We start from the raw sequence: 19,357 nt of genomic DNA, 5'->3' as shown, positions 1-19,357 counted from the left end.
TGAACAGACACGATCATTTAAATAAGGAGATTGAAAATAAACTGTTCAAAATATTCTTAATAATGAACGTCTTACCTCAAAAATTATCATCTTTTTAAAAATGTGTCAATTATTCTTTTTTTGATACGATCTACATTACTAATATCCATTAAGTTAACGAATATAAGTTTTCATCTTTGTTCACTTTTCCTACTACTGTATCAAGATCCACTCTTTCAAATACTTCTAGCATTCCTCCTCTAGTAGCATTATAAATTTTAATGTTATTTGAATCCGCATATTCCTTTGCTACTTTGAATGCATGAATCATTTTTAATCCTGCAACGGAATAAGACGGATCAAAGTAGCTGTAATTTTTAAAGTGATGATTCAAATCACTCGAGTAATTACAATCCGTTCCAAGTAAATAAATTTCTTTAAATCCCATATAAACTGCTATTTGAATCAGCGAATAAGTAATTGTATAGCCATCGTATACAACTGCAAATGCATCATCACTAAACTTTGTATTATATTCTTTATGCATCCAATAATGATTAAGCATATTCATTGGGTAAATATAAAATTCATTTGGTACATTTGTATGCTTTAAAATAGGCTCACCGATGAATTTGCATTCTAAATCCAAGTTTTTAATGCATTCTTCAAATTCCAAATAGTTACCAATATCTTGGATACCGTAATATGTTGGTCTCCAGTCTGTTTCGTCAAAGGCAAGACAGATGGAATTCATACTGAACGTAATCTCACCATGTAATTTATCTAAATCCTCAATTTTTAAACTCGGACCTGTTGCGACAATAAAACACCTTTCACCTAAATGCTTATTCTTTATGTTTCTTAACTTTTCAAATTTGCTTCTTCTATTAATACGAGTTACCCTTAATACCTTTTTAAAGTTAAATAGAATGATTGGTTTATAGACTGGTCGAATCATAGGAATAAAATCATATCTTAATCTCCTAATGTGATCATAAAAGAAAAATGTGACCTTATTACTCTTTAAGATGTCCTTTATTGTCATGTCTCCTCAACCTCTTTAGTGAAATTTTTCAATTGGCTGGCGTTTCTTTCAATCATGATCCTGTCCTAGAAGAAACTTTTTCATTCCCTATCTCTATTTCTTTTAAATTTTCTAGTTTTTCTAACAACCTAAAATCTGTTATCTGATTGTCAATTAAATTAATCCTTTCTAAATTAGAAAGATATTGTATTCCATCTAGATTTGAGATGTTTTGCCCACTTAAATCTAATTCTTTAATTGATTTCAATTCAGAAATAGAGATCCACTTTTCATTTGGATTCAAAAGTTGTTTTCTTATACAATTCTCTAAGTTCTTATCGATGAAAGTAGCAACTCCAGCTAGTTCCGCTGTTGTATAAAATTCCATCCCTAGTTTTCTAGCTTCTTGAATAATTCCTTCAATCATTTTAGGAGAGGTTCTCCATTCTCCTGCGGGTATTGATTCACTTCCCCACCCAAAATCTTCCCAATTTTCCTCTTCTGGCAAGATTGAATGACACATTAAAATTAAGTTGCAACCCGTTTTTTTTGCGACCCTCAGAATTCTTTTTATATATTTTTCATTTGTTAAAAATGTACGATCGATGCAAATAGAAGAAGCAAAACCAGTATGATTAAAAGGCGTTAAATAGCTATCATGCAAATGTCCTCTTACTATTTTAAAAAATTTAGAAACTAAGGCGTCTACTAATTTTTCGTTGTACTCAGCAAATGGAAATGCAAATGTAACGGGTACTTTAAATTTTTCTTTCGTTTTAGAATGAGCTTGCGATTCCATCCACTGAAATAAAGATTCAATTTCATCTTCAATCCACCTTGATATGCCATGAAAGCTAGAATAAGATTTTGCGTTTTCGTGATTTAAACCATGATGGGCAATTTCATGACCGTTTGCTTGTAACTCGAGTAACAGATCAATTTCTTTTTGAGTATGCTCTCTTTTCCCTTCAAAATGATGAAAAGCATTGATATTAAACGTTGCTTTCACATCATAATAACCAAACATTTTCATTCCGTATTTATGCCATTGCTCTACCCTAAAACTATCATCAAACGAAAATGCAATACCAGGTTTATTACTAAACGGGTGTTCAATCTGACCGTTATTTGCTTTTGCTTTCTTTTCCATTTCCTTAATTAATTTGGCATAGAATCTGTTCCAATACCAAGCTTTAGCAGCTTTATGTTTTATTCTTCCTACTGTTCTCCTTATCATAAATTTCCCATCCTCACTAAAATGATTATCTTAAATAACTGAGTGCTTTAACTTATGGTCAACCGCTACTAGTCTACCTTTATTCATTTTGAAAACAATGTCGCAATTTTCGATTGTCGTTAAACGGTGTGCAATAATAATTAATGTTTTCTCACCTTTTAAACCATCAATCGCCTTCATAATTTCCTTTTCAGTTTCATTATCTAGCGCTGATGTTGCCTCATCCATGAAGATTATTTCTGGGTTGTTATATAAAGCTCTAGCAATTCCAATTCGTTGACGTTGTCCACCTGAGAGTCTTACACCCCGTTCTCCGACTGTTGTATTTAATTTATCAGGTAGCGACTCGACAAATTCCTTTAATTGCGCTTGTTCTAGTGCTCTCCATACCGCTTTATCATCAATTTGATGTTCCTCTAAACCAAAAGCGATGTTGCCTCGAATCGTATCGTCTGATAAAAAGATCGATTGCGGGATATATCCAATTTTCTGCTTCCATAAAGCCATTTGCTCATTTAAATTTTTTCCATCAACTACTATTTCTCCTTTTTCGGGTTGAAATAAGCCAAGAATGATATCAGCTAATGTTGTTTTTCCTGCACCAGATTCCCCAATAAACGCAACAGACTGACCAATCGGAATCGTTAAGGATACATCTTTCACTGAAAAATCCTTTTGACCAGGATATCGATAAGAGACTTCATTCAATTTTATTGAGTCGGTATAAACTTTTTCATCCGTTGCTTGTAGTGGGAAATTCTCAACAACTGGATTACTTCGATTGATTTGTTGATCATTATTTAAAAACAGATCTTCATGAATAATCGATAATGCCGGTTGTGAATAACGAATTGTTGTTACTAGTCCCACAATGCGAGTGATTGATGGCATTAGACGAAATGCTGCCATAGCAAATAGTGCCATTGTTGATACTAGGCTAGTCGTATTACTACCTTGAATGACAATAAATAACATCGTAATTAAAACGATTGTTACCATAATTGTTTCAATAAAATACCTTGGAACTAGGTTTAGCATGCCTATTTGACGACTATTTTTTGCGCTTATTTGACTTTGATTCGTAAAGGCATTAACGAAGAAATCCTCTTTACCCGATACTTTAACCTCTTTACTAGCTCCTAGTCCTTGATTTACCCATTTAATCATTGCAGCATTTACTATTTGTTGTTCGGTACCTAAATGGCTAATTTTTTTACGAAAGAATCTAAAAAACAGAAAAACACTTCCTCCTAATAATGTTGAAGCGATGATTGTCGCTATAGGCGCCGTAACAATTAACAAAACCAAGATGAACGAAGTAACAAGTATTTCTGTTAATAATTGAAAACCTGATATGATAATGCCTTGAAAGATCTTTGTAACTTCTGAATTAATATTGCGAAGTAATTCTGATGTGTTTCTTTGCAAATGGAATTCATATGGTTTCGTTAAATACTCTTTAAACAAGCTTCTAGATAATTTGACTTGTTGATTAAGAATGACACGCACTTGTAAATAGTTAAAAAACAATAAATAAATGTTTTTAATAAAAAAGACTCCTAATAATGCGATTCCTGCAAAAATGATGAATCCATTTATAGAATGGAAGTTTAAAAATTTATATACGAACGATAAAATTGCTTGTTCTTTAATTACACCAGGATCAGTTAAAATGCCTACAAACGGGAAAATTGCCCCTATCCCAAGCGTTTCAAATACCGCTGCAGCGATCATCATAAGAAATAGTAATAGTAATTTTTTCTTTTCTCTTTTATTAAATAGCACTAATAATTTTTTTAATGAATACTTCAAATTGATCACCCTTTTAATAAAATAAGACTCAGTAACCCATACAACTTATAAAGGATTACTAAGTCTTTTTTGAACTAACATATCGAATAAGTTCGAGTTAATCATAAAAATAAACCAACTTATTTTTTCTTTTGTTATAAAATGCGGATTATTTAAATATGAAAATAAACTCAGGAAGAATTCCACTTTTAACTTCCTTAATTCGCGATGACTATTTGGAACTTCATTTTTTGCTTTAAAATAATATTTAAAAAATAAAGGTATATACCGATATTCCGCTTTCTTTTGTAATTCAAACTGCTCGATCTTCCTAAAAAAATTAACTCTCTCTTTATAAGCTTTAATAAAGTCGAGGTGTTTAATATTAAATTTAGCCTGTGTAATACTATTTGTTCTTTGTAGGTAATAGTGCAATTTAATAGGAAGGTATGTTATCTTTGAACAGTTATAAAGTAATCTATGTGCAATAAACTCATCCTCATGGATTTTATTTTCCTCAAAATTTAGATTGTCAAATAAGTGTCTTTTGAACAATTTATTCCAAACAACAACAAATTGGACTCCCATGTTTGTGTATAATTCGTATAGCGCTTCGATGTTCGTATAGTTTTCTTCATTAAACTGCTCATTCAAACTAGTTGTATCAATTACCTCATCTTCATCTACTTCCAAGTAATCACAGATCACAATATCTGATGAATGTTTCTCAGCATAGTTATGTAAAATTTCATACATTTTTAAATGGATGAAGTCATCACTATCTACGAACGCAATGTATTTGCCTTTTGCTATTTTAATCCCTGCATTTCTTGCTGATGATAATCCTCCATTTTCTTTATGAATTACCTTTACCCTATTATCTAGCTCTGCATATTCATCACATATTTTCCCACAAAGATCTGGAGATCCATCGTCTACAAGTATTAATTCGAAGTCCTTAAATGTTTGACCAAGTATTGAATCAATACATTTTTTCAAATACTGTTCTACTTTATAGACAGGAACGATTATTGATATTTCACAATTCATACCATATCCTCCTACTTAAGAATTACGATATTCTAGTGATAATTTCGCTTTCGTATTTTTTGTCTTTCACCACTTGAACATCAGTACCTTCTGGAACTTCACTAACATATTTATTTTTTAAAGCTTCCTTTTCTAAGGCTTTATTTAAAAACCATTCGTATTCAACATCAATATGACCAATATCGACTGCATGATAACCAATTTTTGCTAGGTCGTAAGCTAGTACAGTGGCTGTCGGTCCAAGTGCAAGTAATACTAATTTTGAATTGTCATGTTTTTTTACTTCTTCAAGTATTTGGTCATATTTTGCAAAAGCATCAGTAGCTGGGCAAAGTATTCTTTCGATTGATTTTGTATTATCAAACAAGTTATTTCCGATTCCTAATCTACTTTGCTCTCCTTCAACAATAATGACTTCTTTTTTATCCCACAGCTTTTTAAACGTCTTAAACCTAAATTCGGCTTGACTCTTATCTTTATAGTCTATATAGAGGCGAGTGACTAGCGCATCATAATAAACTTTGTCCATTTGTAGTAACTTATAGATTTTATAGCGATTTAAGTTTAAGTACTTTATCCAATAGTTTCTTGATCGATCAGTACACCAATCGACGTTATTAAAAATATTTGGGATAAATACTTCATGATTTTCCTGGTTGCTCTTGATGATTTCTTTTAATCGACTACTTAAATCCTGTGAATATGGCTGAAATCGTAAACTTTTTCCATTCATTAAGTTAAATTCCCCATCACCATATCTACTGATTGAATACTTATTTTGTACGATTAAATTTAAACTTTCATCTGTTGTTCGAACTAACGGTTGACTAGATAATAAAAAAACTATTCTATTAAATAGAATAGTGACCTGTTCAATACTTCTGTTTTTAACTTTTGAACCCATAACGTAGCCTTTTTGAAATAGTTTTTTCATGCTTTTCTTCTCCTTGATAAGAAGTTTATTATTAACCTATAAAATATTGGGTGAATTCTTGTTGCAATTAATAATATTTTTATATTAGTGACAAACTCTTTGAGCTTCATTGTTTTTGTAAAATAGTTATTTAAGATCATTGCAACTTTATCGTATTCTTTCTTATATAGCATGCTATTTGGATCTAGCGAAATGATGCTTAAAATGGCCATCGCGCTATTGGCTAATTTCAGTGTTACAATTGGTTTTAGTTCCGGGTAATTTTGACTGATGAACTGATAAATTTCATCATAGATTAGTACTGCATCAATACTCTTATTCTTTACTGCTCTATCCATCGTACTATTTTCCCGTTTAATATAATGATACTTTGCCTCACCTATATAGCCTACTTTTTTACTCTTATTAATTAGTTTATATGTAAAGGCTGTATCCTCGTACATTATTCCTTCGGGGAATCTAAGATTTTCTAGAAGCTCCCTCTTTATTAATTTGCTCCAAACGACCTCATCATATAATTCCCCTTCAAAAATAGCTTTCATCGCTTGGCTTCTGTTATGGATCGTTAATGGATGTGAAGATTTTATGATTGTTTTATCCTCAAAATGAACAATTCCCGTACAATTTACAATGTCACAATCATTCTCAATCGAAATTGCATATAGTAATTCATACATATCCGGTTCAATCCAGTCATCACTATCAACAAATCCTATATAATCTCCCCTTGCTATGTCTAATGCCATATTTCTTGCACTTGCTTGACCACCGTTTTGTTTATGAATGACTTTTACCCGTTCGTCCTTATTTGCATATTCATCACAAATGATTCCACATCGGTCCGGTGAACCATCGTCAACAAGAATAAGTTCAAAATCAGTAAACGTTTGAGATAGAATCGAGTCCACGCACTTATTAATATATCGTTCTACTTTATATACCGGTACAATAATACTTATTTTCGGATTCATTTACACCCTATCCTTTCTATCACTATTAATTATTCAACTTTTATTATTGAGTTTAAAATTATATAATTCTCGAAAAGTAGAGTACGTTCTTAAAAGATAATTTAACCCATTCATGTAATTCATAAAAATGAAGTTGAACACGTTAATACTTAATTTCGAAGATTTTACTAGAGGATAAAACTTCTTCAAGTTTGGATTTAGTAAAAAATCATCGTAATTTTTTTCTATTTTGTTCTTCAAATCATTTCTATATCTCTTATCCGGATCGATTTGTGTATTGTTAAGTAGATTTTGATAGGCTGTTAAGATTGCTAGAAAAAAATGAAATTCAGATAAAGTGAGTACTGATGGCTCGTTAATCCGCTCTCTTAAAAAATGATATCTTTCCTCATGGCACTCTAACCCATCTAAATTCCTTAAAGAGAAGCTTTCTTGCTTTGACATCGTGCTGTTAATTCTCTGAATATAGTAATACTTACTTTTTCCAATGAATATGTATTTCTTAGTCAAATAGTATATTTTAAAAGCTAAAAAACCATCTTCATATAATTTATTAGGAAATCTCAAAGTTTCAAAGATTTCTTTTTTATACAGCTTATTCCAAACACAATTCCGATAACCGTTGTTTAAATAGCCTTTTAATGCAACTAAATTATCTCCATTCTCAAATTCGTTATTATTTTGAATAGGTTCTATACTACAATCCTTTACAATATTTATGCCACATTCAGTAACATCTGCATCATACTGTTTGGCATTTTTATATAGCAATTCGAACATATCATGATCGATATAATCATCACTATCGACAAACCCTATGTATTCTCCCCTTGCTATATCCAAACCAGCATTCCTTGCACTAGCTTGCCCACCGTTCACTTTATGAATTACGATTACTCTTGGATCAATCGTTGCGTAATAATCACAAATTTCACCGCACTTATCTGGCGAGCCATCGTTTATTAAAATAACCTCAAAATCAGTAAAAGTTTGAGTTAATATTGAATTGATACAATGATGAATATATGCTTCTACTTTATATACAGGTACAATAATACTTATTTTTGGATTCATTACTTCACCTCATTTTATCCAATAAATTGATAAAGCTTATCTATTTCTGAAGTTGTATCGACGCTATTATTTAGTAAATTTTTAGTTAAATCTTTACTTTTTTCAGGATTGTCAATTAAATAGGTTATTTTCTCAAATAATTGTTCCTGGTCGAAATCAACAATAAAGCCATCGTAATTATTAATAATTTGTTCATATGCTGCTGTAAAATTTGTCGTAATAATTGGTTTATGCAAGCATCTTGCTTCAGCTAAAGTAAGACAAAATCCTTCATGCCTAGATGTTTGTACATAAATATCAGAGTTTGCTATGTACGGATAAGGATTCTGTTTTGAACCCAATAAAATAAACTGAGATTCTAATCCCAGTTCTCGAATTAACTGTTCATACTGTTTTCGATCTTCTCCCTCACCTATGCAATACCATCTCACGTTATAGCCACTTTCAATTAATTTTGATAATACTTTTATAGCTACATCTTGCCCCTTTTCATTCGCTAGCCTTCCAACTGTCAAAATCTTTATTCCTATGAAACTATTATCAAAGTCAACCTCAGCATGTGACAGATCATTAATTACACTAGATGAAAGGATGTTTTTAAAAACTTCTACTTTATTTTGATCCTGTGGTAATTTTTCTACTAATTTATTTTTTGCCTCTTCTGAAACCGCAAAAATCTTATCAAACTTTTTATGAAGCTTTTTATATAATTTTGTATTAATTAGATGTTTTGAAACATCAAAATGAATCCATGATATTTTTTTCTTTGCTTTGACCTTTTTAGCGATGTAGTAATCAATGATATCAGTAGGTCCTTGATAGGAAATTGCTACATCGTAGCTAGTAATATTTTTTGGAACTTCTTTAAAAATATGATCATAAAAAATATTTCGATCTGAAAGTCGTTTAGAAATTAAATATGCCCCTAGAAAAGATCCCATTTTTGTGTACTGTTTATTTTTTAGATAATTCCTTACTGTTTTGTGCGGTGCCTGTAGTATAATATCCTTAATTTTTGCATACCAAGAAGCTTCTTCTACTTTAACCCAATCTGGAATCTTCCCTAAAAACCCACCTTTCTTCTCTAAAAGTAAAAGGGTTATGTCATATTTATCCTTTGGTATGACCGATAATAACGATAAAAAGGATTTTTCTACGCCGCCTATATTCATACTACTGAGCATAAATAGGATTTTTTTCTTCACATTATTCACTCCAAAAAATGAGAATAAAAAAACCTCATTTTTTCTAGGTTAAGAAATAAATGAGGTAAATTTTTCATTTAAGATTATATCTAATTTTCCGATTTCTTTTGTGGTGTCTACGCATTCTTTTTGTAAATTTGTTTTTATTTCATTTCTTAGCTGATCATTGTCTACTAACTCTTTTATTGCTTTATACATTTCTTCCTCGTCAAAATTAACAATTAAACCTGTCTCACGATTCTTTAATTGCTCTTTTGCACCAGTAAAATTTGTTGTAATGATTGGATTATTAAAGCACTTGGCTTCAGAAAGTGTAATACAATACCCTTCATGTCGTGATGGCTGAACGTATAAATCGCATTGCTTCATATACGGATATGGATTTGTTTTTGCCCCTAACAATCTAAACTCTTCTGACAGATTATATTGCTCAATTAGTTTGAGATACTCTAATTTAGCATTCCCATCTCCGATACAATACCATCTTACGTTGTATCCTTCATTTTTTAGTTTTGATAATACTTTAATTGCTAAATCCTGCCCTTTTTCAATTGAAAGTCTTCCAACAGTGAGAATTTTTATTCCCTTAAAATCATCCTCAAACCCTGAGCCCTTTTCAGCCATTTTCTCGACTAAACTAGACGAAATAATATTACCGAATGTATCAATCTTACTCCTAAATTGGGATAATCTTGAGAGTAACTTTTCCTTCCCTTCATTCGATACTACAAATATATGATCAAATTTTTTATATAGGTTCATTGCAAGTTTATGATTAAAGGATATTTTCGTTATATCAAAATGAATCCATTGAACTTTCTTTTTGGCATTTATTTTATGCATAATAAAATAGCTTATGAAATCCATTGGACCTGCATAAGCTACCGCAATATCGTATTCGTCCTCAGATATTCTATAGTCTTTCAATACATATTTAAAAAATGAACTTCTATCTTTCATTATCTTTGATCGTAACTGATGAAACATTATATTTATAGCCCGAATCGGTTTACCTTGCTTTAGTCTAGCTTTTGCTTCCATTAATGGAGGATTGTTTACTAGACCTTTCATCTCATCATAACCTTTTACATATTTAATTCTAACGTTTTTGGGTACCTCGTTTAGAAAACCACCGAGTTCTTCTAACATTAGGATTGTAATCTCGTACTTATCTTCATCCATTTCGGAAATCATATTTAGTAGCGCTTTTTCAGTCCCACCAATATTCATATTGATTACCATAAATAAAATCTTTATTTTCATAGGCCACTCACTCTCATCTTTACATTAACCTATTAACTTATAAAACTTTGTTAACTCTTCAACATTTCCTTTTTTCTCTACATGTAGATAACTTACGATACTCTCTTTTAACTCTTTATTTTTTATTAATTTCAGTACTCCATCGGTGACAGCATCTGCTGTCATATCAACAACCAGTCCGTTTTTCCCATCAATCATTTGGTTATAAACTGCATCAAATCTCGTCGTAACGACTGGGATATTTAACATACGCGCTTCGGCAATTGCAAGTCCAAATCCCTCAAACTTTGAAGTTTGAACATATACGTCTGCATCTTTTATATATGGATATGGGTTTGACTTTACACCTAACAGTATAAAGTTTGATTGTAAATCATGATCCTTTATATATTTCTCAATCTCCTGCTGTAATGGGCCTTTACCTAAAACATACCATCTAAAATTAATGCCCTGTTCTTTTAAATTCTTACATGCCTCTAATGCGATTTCGTAGCCTTTTTCGTATGCTAATCTTCCAATTGTTAATAATTTAATTCCATTAAATTGATCCTCGTAGCTCTCTCCACTATGTGCCATCTGTAAGATAAAATCAGGATTATTTATATCGTAGATGACTTCCATTTTAGACGAATATTCAGGAAAGGTTTCTATGAAGATTTCATGTGCTGAATCTGATACAGCTACAATCTTTTTAAATTTGTTATAAAACAACTTTTGATAGTTTTTTTCCTTTTCGTTAAGTCGAATACTTGCATTCACCCAAGCATACTTCTCAGTAGCGTCTACTTTATCTGCTACATAATAAGTAGGAATTCCTTGTGCGTAGCTAATGGCGATATCATATTTTTTTTCATTTTTTTCAATTACATTTGAAACGCTTTGCCAAAATATTCTCGCCTCTTCAGCTATACTATAGTTTTTTTTCCTTATTCTAAAAGAATACTTTAGTCTTGATCGCAGCATTTTAAAATGAAATTTCTTAATTGAATTAATTACTGAGTCAGTAAAGCTTAACTCAGTAAATTTTGTATAGTTAAGTGGTCTCAATATATTTACTTCTTTTGGGACTAGTTTCTCAAATTCACCACCGTGTGCAAATAGCATTAGATCGACGGAGTACTTCGAGAAATCCAATAAATTTAAAAGCGTTGTTAAACTTTTTTCTGCTCCTGCAACATGTAATGAATCGATTACAAAGAGCATATTTTTTTTCGTCATATAAAACCTCCTTACTAAAGGTTTCCAATACTACTTTCATTAAATTAAGCTATAAAGCTTGTTTAATTCATTTAAATTACTATAAACGGAACTAGTACAGTTATTTGCTAGCTGCTCTCTCAACTGGGAATCAAGGTAAAGTTTTTCAATACCATCCGCAATCCCTTTAGCTGAAAGCTCACAAATTGTTCCATCAAAACCGTCCTTAACTTGGCTGTTAGCTGTTGGATAATTTGTAATCAGAACTGGCTTTGAAAGAATTTGTGCCTCGACTACAGTAACTGCCTTTCCTTCATACCTAGATGGCTGAACATATAAATCAGCTTCTTTTATAAAAGGATACGGATTAATTTTTTTTCCTAAAAGAATAAATTGGTCCGTTACATTATTTTCGACGATTAATTCTTTAATCTGTTGTTCGTCCCCGCCATAGCCAACAACATACCAACAAATATGATCGTAGCCTCTATCCTTTAATATTTTTAGTGCCTTAACCGCTGTATCAATTCCTTTTGCATATGAAAGTCTAGCGACTGTTATAACTTTAAATCTTGTATCATTTATCATTGGGTTATTTGATCCTTCAGTCGCTAATGTATGAATGAGTTCAGGAGTCGTTATATTTTCAATTACAATAACTCGTTCCCCTAAAGCTGGATATTTACGAACAAATGCTTTTTTACATTCTTCTGATACGGCTACTATATGGTCAAACTTACTCCACATTTTTACGTCCATTTCAATATCCGTTTCGACCGTTGAAAAATCTGTATGAATCCATGCAATTTTTGTTTTTGCCTCTACTTTCTCGGCAACAAAATAATGTGGCCACAAATAGCTAATGGCAACATCATATTCCTTATCCATTTTTGGAAGTAAAGGAATCGCGTATTTCCACATATATTGCATTTGTTTATACCCATTTTCTGAAGATTGATCTTTGTTAGCTAAAAACTTTGCCAATAGCCTAGAGAAACCAAGACCAAAATTCCCACTTTTAATGACTTCTAAAACAGGCATTCTAAACGTTTTATAAGCTTTATTTTCCTTAAGTAAATTTGCCTTTTCAGGTAGTAATCTCATAAATTCACCTGTGTGGCTATAAAGCATTAGATCAACTGAATATGTTTGATAGTCAAAATTATTTAACATGCTAACTAAACTTCTCTCAACCCCGCCAATCTCCATATCAAAGGATGCTACTAATATATTCTTCATTCGACTCACCCGTAGAAAATTGATAAATAGCCATTAAATTGGAAATTCCTTTTGAAAGGGAATATCCTTCTTTTTCAAATCCATTTAGAATGTTTTTTATATTTTCTTCTTTTTTGTAGAAACCAGTTCGGATCGTGTCTGCCCATACTTCAGGCCCTTTATTGAGCATCAGCTGCGTCATCAGACCAATCTTTAAATCGGCTTCAGGCTGAATCGCTTCTGATACAATACAAGGTATCCCACAAGCTTGTGCCTCTAAAAGAACTAAGCCCAACCCCTCATATAATGAAGGAAAAACAAAGAGGTCCATACTATGTAATAGAGTAGGAATATCATCCCTGATTCCAACAAATCTTATATGTGAATCGATTCCGGACTTTTTGGCTTCATCTTCAATACTTTCCCTTAACTCACCGTCTCCTACTAATAACAATGTAAATCGATTATCCTTTTTTAAAATGCATTTCATGGTCTCAATTAAGAACGAATGATTTTTTGCATCCATAAACCTTCCAATATGTCCGATCACAATTTTATTTTCTAAGTCTTCTTTTCTCTTGAATTCAACCACTTCGTTAATAGGTTTTTTTAGAAACTTTGTATAATCTACTACATTTGGAAAATATGAATCTTTTATTTTTACTAAATCTTTATCTCCAAATAAATACTGCGCTGCTCCTTTACTGCAAGCTAATAATTTGGTTGATGTGAAATGAATTAGCTTTCGCATTAAACTTTTGTAAATTGTTCTAATAAATGATTCATTTGTATCTAGCGTTGTATGTGCGTGTGCAATCCTAATTTTAACTCCTGCTAATTGAGCTGCTAAATTAGCAATTCCACAATGAAATAAAGTATGCGAATGAACCACATCATACGGGCCATACTTTTTAATGGCATTATATATCTCTTTTACTGATTGTGTTTTTGTTAATCGGATAACGCGCCCGCCTAAACTTTCTATTTCCTGATCGTAATGTGCTTCATTTTGACTATATGATATGAAATCAAATTGAATTTTTTTTCGATCGATGTTTCGGTAAATATTCATTAGCATTGTTTCTGTTCCCGCTCTATTCATTGCCCCCACGACATGAAGAACCTTTAAATGCTTGGCTTTTCTCATCTTTAGCTCCTTTTATCTTTCTAACCAATCAATTTATTATTATTTTGATTTTTCAAAGTTCCATTTTACAAATTCAAAAACTTTTTTGTACTCACCTATTTCTTCTTTTTTAATCCCAATTTCTTGTAATTCCATCACAAGATCAATCCAATCATTATCTAAGCTGTAATTTTCTTGTTTCGTTCCGAGTAACGTTCTGAAATCAACCCCTAATACTTTTGAAATTTTTTCAACTACTTGAATCGAAGGATTATCATTTAATTCACGCTCAATATTACTTAAATAAGACTTTGAAATATTCGCTTGCTCGGCAAGTTCTGACAGAGTTAGTCCTTTTTTCATACGAATTTCTTGAATGTTTTTTCCAATCACATTCGAAACCTTAACCATCATAGAATGCCTCCCTGGCTAGTAACTTTAAAAAACGTCTTTTTAATGCAGTTTATAACTCTATTCTGTTCTTCAACTGTTAAATTTGATCCTGACGGTAAACAGATCCCAGTTTGGAATAGCCTTTTTGCAACATGGTTATTCTCATCATGTGGATAATAACGATTACCTTTAAATAAAGGCTGCATATGTAATGGTTTCCATACTGGTCTTGCTTCTATATTACTTTCTCCTAGTGTTTCTAAAAGTTCTTTTACAGTTATGCCAGATTCTTCTTCATTAATTGTTAATGCTGTAAGCCATCGATTACTTCTTGTATTTACAAGCTCGGGCATAAATGTAACACCTGGTAGTTGCTTTAATTCCTGATCATACCGTTCAAAAATTTTTCTTCTAGCTTCTATTCGGTCAGTTAGTACTTGTAATTGTGCTCTCCCTATTCCCGCTAGTATATTACTCATTCGATAGTTATAACCTGTTACACTATGCTGGTAATGCGGAGCAACATCTCTTGCCTGAGTTGCTAAAAATCGAGCTCTTTGGATTAATTCAGTATGCGGTGAAACGAGTGCTCCACCACCGGATGTCGTGATAATTTTGTTTCCATTAAAAGAAAAAATACTAAATTCACCAAAAGTACCACTTACCCTGCCCTTGTATGTAGACCCTAATGACTCCGCTGCATCTTCAATGATTGGAATATCATATCTAGCACATAAGGATTGAATCTCATCCATCTTCGCAACTTGACCATATAAATTAACAACAATCACTGCTTTTGGAAGATTTCCTTCTAAATATGCATCTTTTAATGCTCTTTCAAGTGCTACTGGTGACATATTCCACGTATCAGGTTCTGAATCAATAAATACTGGCTCGGCCCCTTGATAAAGAATTGGATTAGCACTTGCTACAAAAGTAAGACTAGAACAAAATACGCTATCTCCTTTTGCTATATTTAATAAAGAAAGAGCCAAATGAATCGCCGCTGTGCCTGAACTAACAGCAAGTGCTTCATTGGCTCCAATGTAATTAACAATCTCTCTTTCGAATTCATCGACATTCGGTCCAAGTGGTGCAACCCAGTTTGTATCGAATGCTTCTTGTATATATTTTTGTTCATTCCCGCTCATATGTGGAGGAGATAAATAAATTCTTGAAAATGACAACTCATTAACCACCTTTACTAAATATTCAAACAATTAAATTTAAATTTTTTATGATTTTCGCCGGACAGCCTACTACTGTACTTAAAGAAGGAATGTGCTGCAGAACCGTCGAACCTGCTCCTACGATCGACCAATAACCTACCTTTACACCTGGTATAATCGTCGCGGAGGCACCAATATGAACACCTTCTTCAACAGAAACATTTCCTGTTAAAGTAGCATTCGGGGAGACATGTGTATAGTCACCGATTCGATTATCATGTTCGATGATTGCTCCGGTGTTTATAATACAATGCTCACCTATTTCTGCATGTGCATTAATCACTGCATTTGGCATGACGACTGTTCCATTCCCAATTTTAGAAGAATGACTTACTACTGCAGAAGGATGAACAATCGTTAAGTACTGATCCTTTTTAAGATCAATTGAACCAGCTATTTTTTTTCTAAGTTTATTATCACCGATTGCAATAATGACTTTTACATCCTTAGCGATAAATTTTTGTAGAGAAGCAAAAGGTGCATAGTAAACACCGTTCTCTTGCTCCTCGTCACGATATTTATCATCTAAGATTGCAATGATTTCATATCCCTGTATCGAAAGAAGCATTTCCTGGATTACTCTGCTGTGTCCTCCATTACCTAAAATGATAACTTTCATTTTACATCACTTCATTTGAGCCAGTGAATTTTTCCATCGTTACTTGTCCCTGCTGTGAAATTCCTTCTTTCTTTAAAACTTTAATTGCCGTTTTCATAAGGATTTTTAAATCTAAAAGTAGATTATGATTTTCCACATACCATACGTCCATTTTAAATTTCTCCTCCCATGTCAGTGTATTCCGTCCATTTACTTGAGCCCAACCAGTTATTCCTGGTTTTACATTATGTCTGGCCATTTGCTCTTTCGAATATAATGGCAAATATTCCATTAAAAAGGGTCTCGGACCGACTAGACTCATCTCACCTCTAATCACATTTATTAGTTGAGGAAATTCATCCAGACTATATTTTCTTAATAGTTTTCCAAAGCTTGTTAAACGCAACTCATCAGATAAAAGCTGTCCTTTCGAATCAAGCAAATTACTCATCGTACGAAATTTGTACAAATTAAATGGTTTGCCATGCAATCCTGGGCGTTGTTGAGTAAACAAAATAGGAGCGCCCAATTTTAGCCTAACCATGATCGCTGTAACGATTAGAATTGGGGATAGCAATATTAAGATAGATACTGATACGATTAAATCGATTACTCTCTTCATTTGACGTTTACTCCTAAAAATTATTTACTTCGTTTCTACTAAATTATCTGTACTGAACATTAAAATCGTTTTTTTCATTTCATTTATAAACTCAATAGTGTTTACTTCGTTGGAGTGAATTCCTCTTTGATAAAACAGATTGAGAATGTCCATTAATTGTTGTTGTGATAAATTTATTGAGTCCATACTTTCCTCCTAAATTAAAAAAAACGCTGCATTATAGCACCGTAGCTTGATCTTTTCTGTTTAATTCTAAATTTCCTGTGTATCCATTCGGATTCGTTTTTTGCCATCTCCATGTGTCTTCACACATCATTTCAATGCTTCTAGTTGCCTTAAAACCAAGCTGCTCCATAGCTTTTGTAGGGTCTGCGAAGCACACGGCTGCATCACCTGGACGCCTTTCTTTCATTACATAAGGTATACTTTCACCAGTTGCTTTCTCAAACGCATTAACAAGATCTAGCACACTGTATCCTGTGCCCGTACCAAGGTTGAATGCTTCAATTCCATTGTTATTTTCCAAGTTCTCAAGTGCTCTTATATGTCCAATTGCTAAATCTACTACATGAATATAATCCCTTATTCCTGTACCATCTTTTGTTGAATAATCATTCCCGTAAATATTTAAACATTCTAATTTACCAACAGCTACTTGCGATATAAATGGCATTAAATTATTTGGTATACCTTTTGGATCTTCACCGATTAGCCCGCTGCTATGTGCACCAATTGGATTAAAATACCTTAATAACGCTATACTCCAATTATGATCGGATTCGTATAAGTCCCTTAAGATTTCCTCAATCATAAGCTTAGTCCGTCCGTATGGATTCGTTGCTCCTAAACGGCTGTTTTCGGCGATCGGTAAATCACCAGTTGACCCGTAAACAGTAGCAGAAGAGCTAAAAACGAGTTTTTTCACTTCATATTTTCTCATCATTTCACAAAGATTAATCGTACCAGTTAGATTGTTATGATAGTATTCAAGTGGAATTTGAACAGACTCACCGACAGCTTTAAGTCCGGCAAAATGGATGACAGCTGTTATCTTATTTTGTGAGAAAACATCTTCTAATTTATTTCTATTTACTAAATCGATTTGATACGTTTTAAAGGACTTACCCGTTATCTCTGAAACCCTTTTTAATGATTTGGGCTTACTATTTGAGAAATTATCTAAAACGATAATTTCATATCCACTTTGTAACAGCTCTACGCATGTGTGACTTCCTATGTATCCAGCTCCTCCAGTTACAAGAATAGTCATATTCTCTTCCTCCCAAAAAATCTAAATAAGTCTATGCGTTCTAGATTTTTATATTTTTCTCCTTTGCTTTTACCAGTTAATATTTAAATAGTTGCTTAAATAATTTATTTGTAAACTAATTACATTTTCATAGTAGTAATAGAAAAAGTAACAAACTAATATGCCATAGTATATAAGTTTCTGATCTTTCAATTTAAATAACTTTACTACCCATGAAATAAGGATTAATTGATAGAAACTAAAATAAAGAGAGATTCTCGCAAAGATCCAGTTTTGGGTTGAGATTAACATAAAGATAAATCCAAGCAAGGCCATGTTTACAACAATATCACTCTTTGGATTAATTTCTCTTAGTCGATCTCTACCTAGATAGGCAAGCAACAGAGGAACAGCAGTTACAGCAACTCTTATAATGCTAGCGCCACCTTCTTGGAAATTTTTATAGCCTGCATACTGGGTATCTTGTATTGCATTAAATAAATAAACCGAAAGTTGATTAAATCCCATAACGAATATAATCGCAAATAATAAAAGAGCAATAGTTACCTTCGACCATGCTTTAAAACGAACAAGAAAATAAATTGGAATTAAGATTAGTGCAGATTGATGGAATAGAGAAGCAATGAGTATAACGAAAATATATCCTTTCCAACTTCCCTCTAATAGAAACCGTATGCCTGTAAAAGCGATTGCTCCGGCAAGCATTTGTCTAATCCCATTCATTGAGACTAAAAATAAACCACCCGTAATATAGACATATACGCTTAATTCAAAAATTCTTGAGTAATTATATAAAGTATAGATAACTAATACATTTGTTATAAAAGCTGATGCAAAAATCATAATCTGTGGATTTGAAGAAAATTGTTTCAAAATCATTTGAAGTATGCCAAATCCTAGATCCTTAGTACTAACGACATAACTCCATGTAAAATCATGTCTTTTATAAATATCGATATATGCAAATGTATCACCTATATTAGATCTGAGGCCTGATACACAAACTAATGTTAATAGACCAATGAATACTAACATTTTATTTGGTTTTATATAGACTGATGTGATTGCTGTCATACTAGCGAAAGTTGGTCTTGCTGCAACACGAGCCATGTATGAAAATAAAAATACAATTGCAAGATTGAACCAGAATATTGTCATATCACAAATATCCTTCCA

The 19,357-nt window shown here is 32.3% G+C and carries 19 protein-coding genes; all 19 read right to left on the bottom strand.

The window, feature by feature from the left end; translation table 11 throughout:
- Nucleotides 1-148: 148 nt before the first annotated feature.
- The 19 genes from B7R67_RS11365 to B7R67_RS11280 all read right to left on the bottom strand — a co-directional run bounded on the left by B7R67_RS11365 (nt 149) and on the right by B7R67_RS11280 (nt 19,339).
- Complete coding sequence (locus B7R67_RS11365; protein ID WP_088070511.1) at nt 149-1,024, bottom strand: 6-hydroxymethylpterin diphosphokinase MptE-like protein; 876 nt, start codon at nt 1,022-1,024, stop codon at nt 149-151.
- 52 nt (nt 1,025-1,076) lie between these two features.
- A complete protein-coding gene (locus tag B7R67_RS11360; RefSeq protein WP_088070509.1) occupies nt 1,077-2,240 on the bottom strand; it encodes a polysaccharide deacetylase family protein in 1,164 nt (387 codons plus the stop codon).
- A 30-nt stretch (nt 2,241-2,270) separates the two neighbouring features.
- Nucleotides 2,271-4,061 (bottom strand): ABC transporter ATP-binding protein, encoded by a 1,791-nt coding sequence (locus B7R67_RS11355; RefSeq protein WP_407920394.1) that lies wholly within the window; start codon nt 4,059-4,061, stop codon nt 2,271-2,273.
- A gap of 36 nt (nt 4,062-4,097) precedes the next feature.
- Nucleotides 4,098-5,081 carry a glycosyltransferase family 2 protein gene (locus B7R67_RS11350; protein ID WP_088070505.1) on the bottom strand — a complete coding sequence of 328 codons (984 nt, stop codon included), beginning with the start codon at nt 5,079-5,081 and terminating at the stop codon, nt 4,098-4,100.
- Nucleotides 5,082-5,103: 22 nt separating this feature from the next.
- Complete coding sequence (locus B7R67_RS11345; RefSeq protein WP_088070504.1) at nt 5,104-6,015, bottom strand: SP_1767 family glycosyltransferase; 912 nt, start codon at nt 6,013-6,015, stop codon at nt 5,104-5,106.
- A complete protein-coding gene (locus B7R67_RS11340; protein WP_088070502.1) occupies nt 6,012-6,986 on the bottom strand; it encodes a glycosyltransferase family 2 protein in 975 nt (324 codons plus the stop codon). Before B7R67_RS11340 ends, B7R67_RS11345 begins: the two co-directional genes overlap by 4 nt.
- Before the next feature lie 33 nt (nt 6,987-7,019).
- Nucleotides 7,020-8,060 carry a glycosyltransferase family 2 protein gene (locus B7R67_RS11335; protein ID WP_088070500.1) on the bottom strand — a complete coding sequence of 347 codons (1,041 nt, stop codon included), beginning with the start codon at nt 8,058-8,060 and terminating at the stop codon, nt 7,020-7,022.
- 14 nt (nt 8,061-8,074) lie between these two features.
- Nucleotides 8,075-9,265, bottom strand: a complete 1,191-nt coding sequence (locus B7R67_RS11330; protein WP_235822140.1) for a glycosyltransferase — start codon at nt 9,263-9,265, stop codon at nt 8,075-8,077.
- 48 nt (nt 9,266-9,313) lie between these two features.
- Nucleotides 9,314-10,528 carry a glycosyltransferase gene (locus tag B7R67_RS11325; protein WP_088070498.1) on the bottom strand — a complete coding sequence of 405 codons (1,215 nt, stop codon included), beginning with the start codon at nt 10,526-10,528 and terminating at the stop codon, nt 9,314-9,316.
- 24 nt (nt 10,529-10,552) lie between these two features.
- The gene (locus tag B7R67_RS11320) at nt 10,553-11,746 is read right to left on the bottom strand and encodes a glycosyltransferase (RefSeq protein ID WP_088070496.1); all 1,194 of its coding nucleotides are present in this window, start codon (nt 11,744-11,746) and stop codon (nt 10,553-10,555) included.
- A 39-nt stretch (nt 11,747-11,785) separates the two neighbouring features.
- The gene (locus B7R67_RS11315) at nt 11,786-12,964 is read right to left on the bottom strand and encodes a glycosyltransferase (protein ID WP_088070494.1); all 1,179 of its coding nucleotides are present in this window, start codon (nt 12,962-12,964) and stop codon (nt 11,786-11,788) included.
- Nucleotides 12,936-14,090 (bottom strand): glycosyltransferase family 1 protein, encoded by a 1,155-nt coding sequence (locus B7R67_RS11310; RefSeq protein WP_088070492.1) that lies wholly within the window; start codon nt 14,088-14,090, stop codon nt 12,936-12,938. Before B7R67_RS11310 ends, B7R67_RS11315 begins: the two co-directional genes overlap by 29 nt.
- 39 nt (nt 14,091-14,129) lie before the next feature.
- Entirely contained in the window at nt 14,130-14,483 is a 354-nt protein-coding gene (locus B7R67_RS11305; protein ID WP_235822139.1) for a helix-turn-helix domain-containing protein, read from the bottom strand.
- Nucleotides 14,480-15,613: a DegT/DnrJ/EryC1/StrS family aminotransferase gene (locus tag B7R67_RS11300; protein ID WP_088070732.1), complete on the bottom strand. Its 1,134-nt coding sequence runs from the start codon at nt 15,611-15,613 to the stop codon at nt 14,480-14,482. Before B7R67_RS11300 ends, B7R67_RS11305 begins: the two co-directional genes overlap by 4 nt.
- 61 nt (nt 15,614-15,674) lie before the next feature.
- A complete protein-coding gene (locus B7R67_RS11295) occupies nt 15,675-16,310 on the bottom strand; it encodes an acetyltransferase (RefSeq protein WP_088070490.1) in 636 nt (211 codons plus the stop codon).
- A gap of 1 nt (nt 16,311) precedes the next feature.
- Nucleotides 16,312-16,911, bottom strand: a complete 600-nt coding sequence (locus B7R67_RS11290; RefSeq protein WP_088070488.1) for a sugar transferase — start codon at nt 16,909-16,911, stop codon at nt 16,312-16,314.
- Nucleotides 16,912-16,935: 24 nt separating this feature from the next.
- The gene (locus B7R67_RS22130) at nt 16,936-17,097 is read right to left on the bottom strand and encodes a hypothetical protein (RefSeq protein WP_158095080.1); all 162 of its coding nucleotides are present in this window, start codon (nt 17,095-17,097) and stop codon (nt 16,936-16,938) included.
- 31 nt (nt 17,098-17,128) lie between these two features.
- Entirely contained in the window at nt 17,129-18,181 is a 1,053-nt protein-coding gene (gene galE / locus B7R67_RS11285; RefSeq protein WP_088070486.1) for a UDP-glucose 4-epimerase GalE, read from the bottom strand.
- A 69-nt stretch (nt 18,182-18,250) separates the two neighbouring features.
- Nucleotides 18,251-19,339, bottom strand: coding sequence for an EpsG family protein (locus B7R67_RS11280; RefSeq protein ID WP_088070484.1), 1,089 nt, complete (start codon nt 19,337-19,339; stop codon nt 18,251-18,253).
- Nucleotides 19,340-19,357: the final 18 nt, after the last annotated feature.

It is taken from the genome of Gottfriedia luciferensis, from assembly GCF_002156865.1.
Lineage (GTDB): Bacteria > Bacillota > Bacilli > Bacillales > Bacillaceae_G > Gottfriedia > Gottfriedia luciferensis.
The sequence above is the reverse complement of the archived record's forward strand: the minus strand, read 5'-3'. Positions and strand labels throughout refer to the sequence as shown.

Coding starts and splice junctions, on each gene's coding strand:
- B7R67_RS11300 (WP_088070732.1), bottom strand. CDS start 15,613: ATGAGCGGGAATGAACAAAAATATATACAAGAAGCATTCGATACAAAC.
- B7R67_RS11340 (WP_088070502.1), bottom strand. CDS start 6,986: ATGAATCCGAAAATAAGTATTATTGTACCGGTATATAAAGTAGAACGA.
- B7R67_RS11280 (WP_088070484.1), bottom strand. CDS start 19,339: ATGACAATATTCTGGTTCAATCTTGCAATTGTATTTTTATTTTCATAC.
- B7R67_RS11315 (WP_088070494.1), bottom strand. CDS start 12,964: ATGAAGAATATATTAGTAGCATCCTTTGATATGGAGATTGGCGGGGTT.
- B7R67_RS11325 (WP_088070498.1), bottom strand. CDS start 10,528: ATGAAAATAAAGATTTTATTTATGGTAATCAATATGAATATTGGTGGG.
- galE (WP_088070486.1), bottom strand. CDS start 18,181: ATGACTATTCTTGTAACTGGAGGAGCTGGATACATAGGAAGTCACACA.
- B7R67_RS11305 (WP_235822139.1), bottom strand. CDS start 14,483: ATGATGGTTAAGGTTTCGAATGTGATTGGAAAAAACATTCAAGAAATT.
- B7R67_RS11290 (WP_088070488.1), bottom strand. CDS start 16,911: ATGAAGAGAGTAATCGATTTAATCGTATCAGTATCTATCTTAATATTG.
- B7R67_RS11335 (WP_088070500.1), bottom strand. CDS start 8,060: ATGAATCCAAAAATAAGTATTATTGTACCTGTATATAAAGTAGAAGCA.
- B7R67_RS11365 (WP_088070511.1), bottom strand. CDS start 1,024: ATGACAATAAAGGACATCTTAAAGAGTAATAAGGTCACATTTTTCTTT.
- B7R67_RS11360 (WP_088070509.1), bottom strand. CDS start 2,240: ATGATAAGGAGAACAGTAGGAAGAATAAAACATAAAGCTGCTAAAGCT.
- B7R67_RS22130 (WP_158095080.1), bottom strand. CDS start 17,097: ATGGACTCAATAAATTTATCACAACAACAATTAATGGACATTCTCAAT.
- B7R67_RS11320 (WP_088070496.1), bottom strand. CDS start 11,746: ATGACGAAAAAAAATATGCTCTTTGTAATCGATTCATTACATGTTGCA.
- B7R67_RS11295 (WP_088070490.1), bottom strand. CDS start 16,310: ATGAAAGTTATCATTTTAGGTAATGGAGGACACAGCAGAGTAATCCAG.
- B7R67_RS11345 (WP_088070504.1), bottom strand. CDS start 6,015: ATGAAAAAACTATTTCAAAAAGGCTACGTTATGGGTTCAAAAGTTAAA.
- B7R67_RS11310 (WP_088070492.1), bottom strand. CDS start 14,090: ATGAGAAAAGCCAAGCATTTAAAGGTTCTTCATGTCGTGGGGGCAATG.
- B7R67_RS11350 (WP_088070505.1), bottom strand. CDS start 5,081: ATGAATTGTGAAATATCAATAATCGTTCCTGTCTATAAAGTAGAACAG.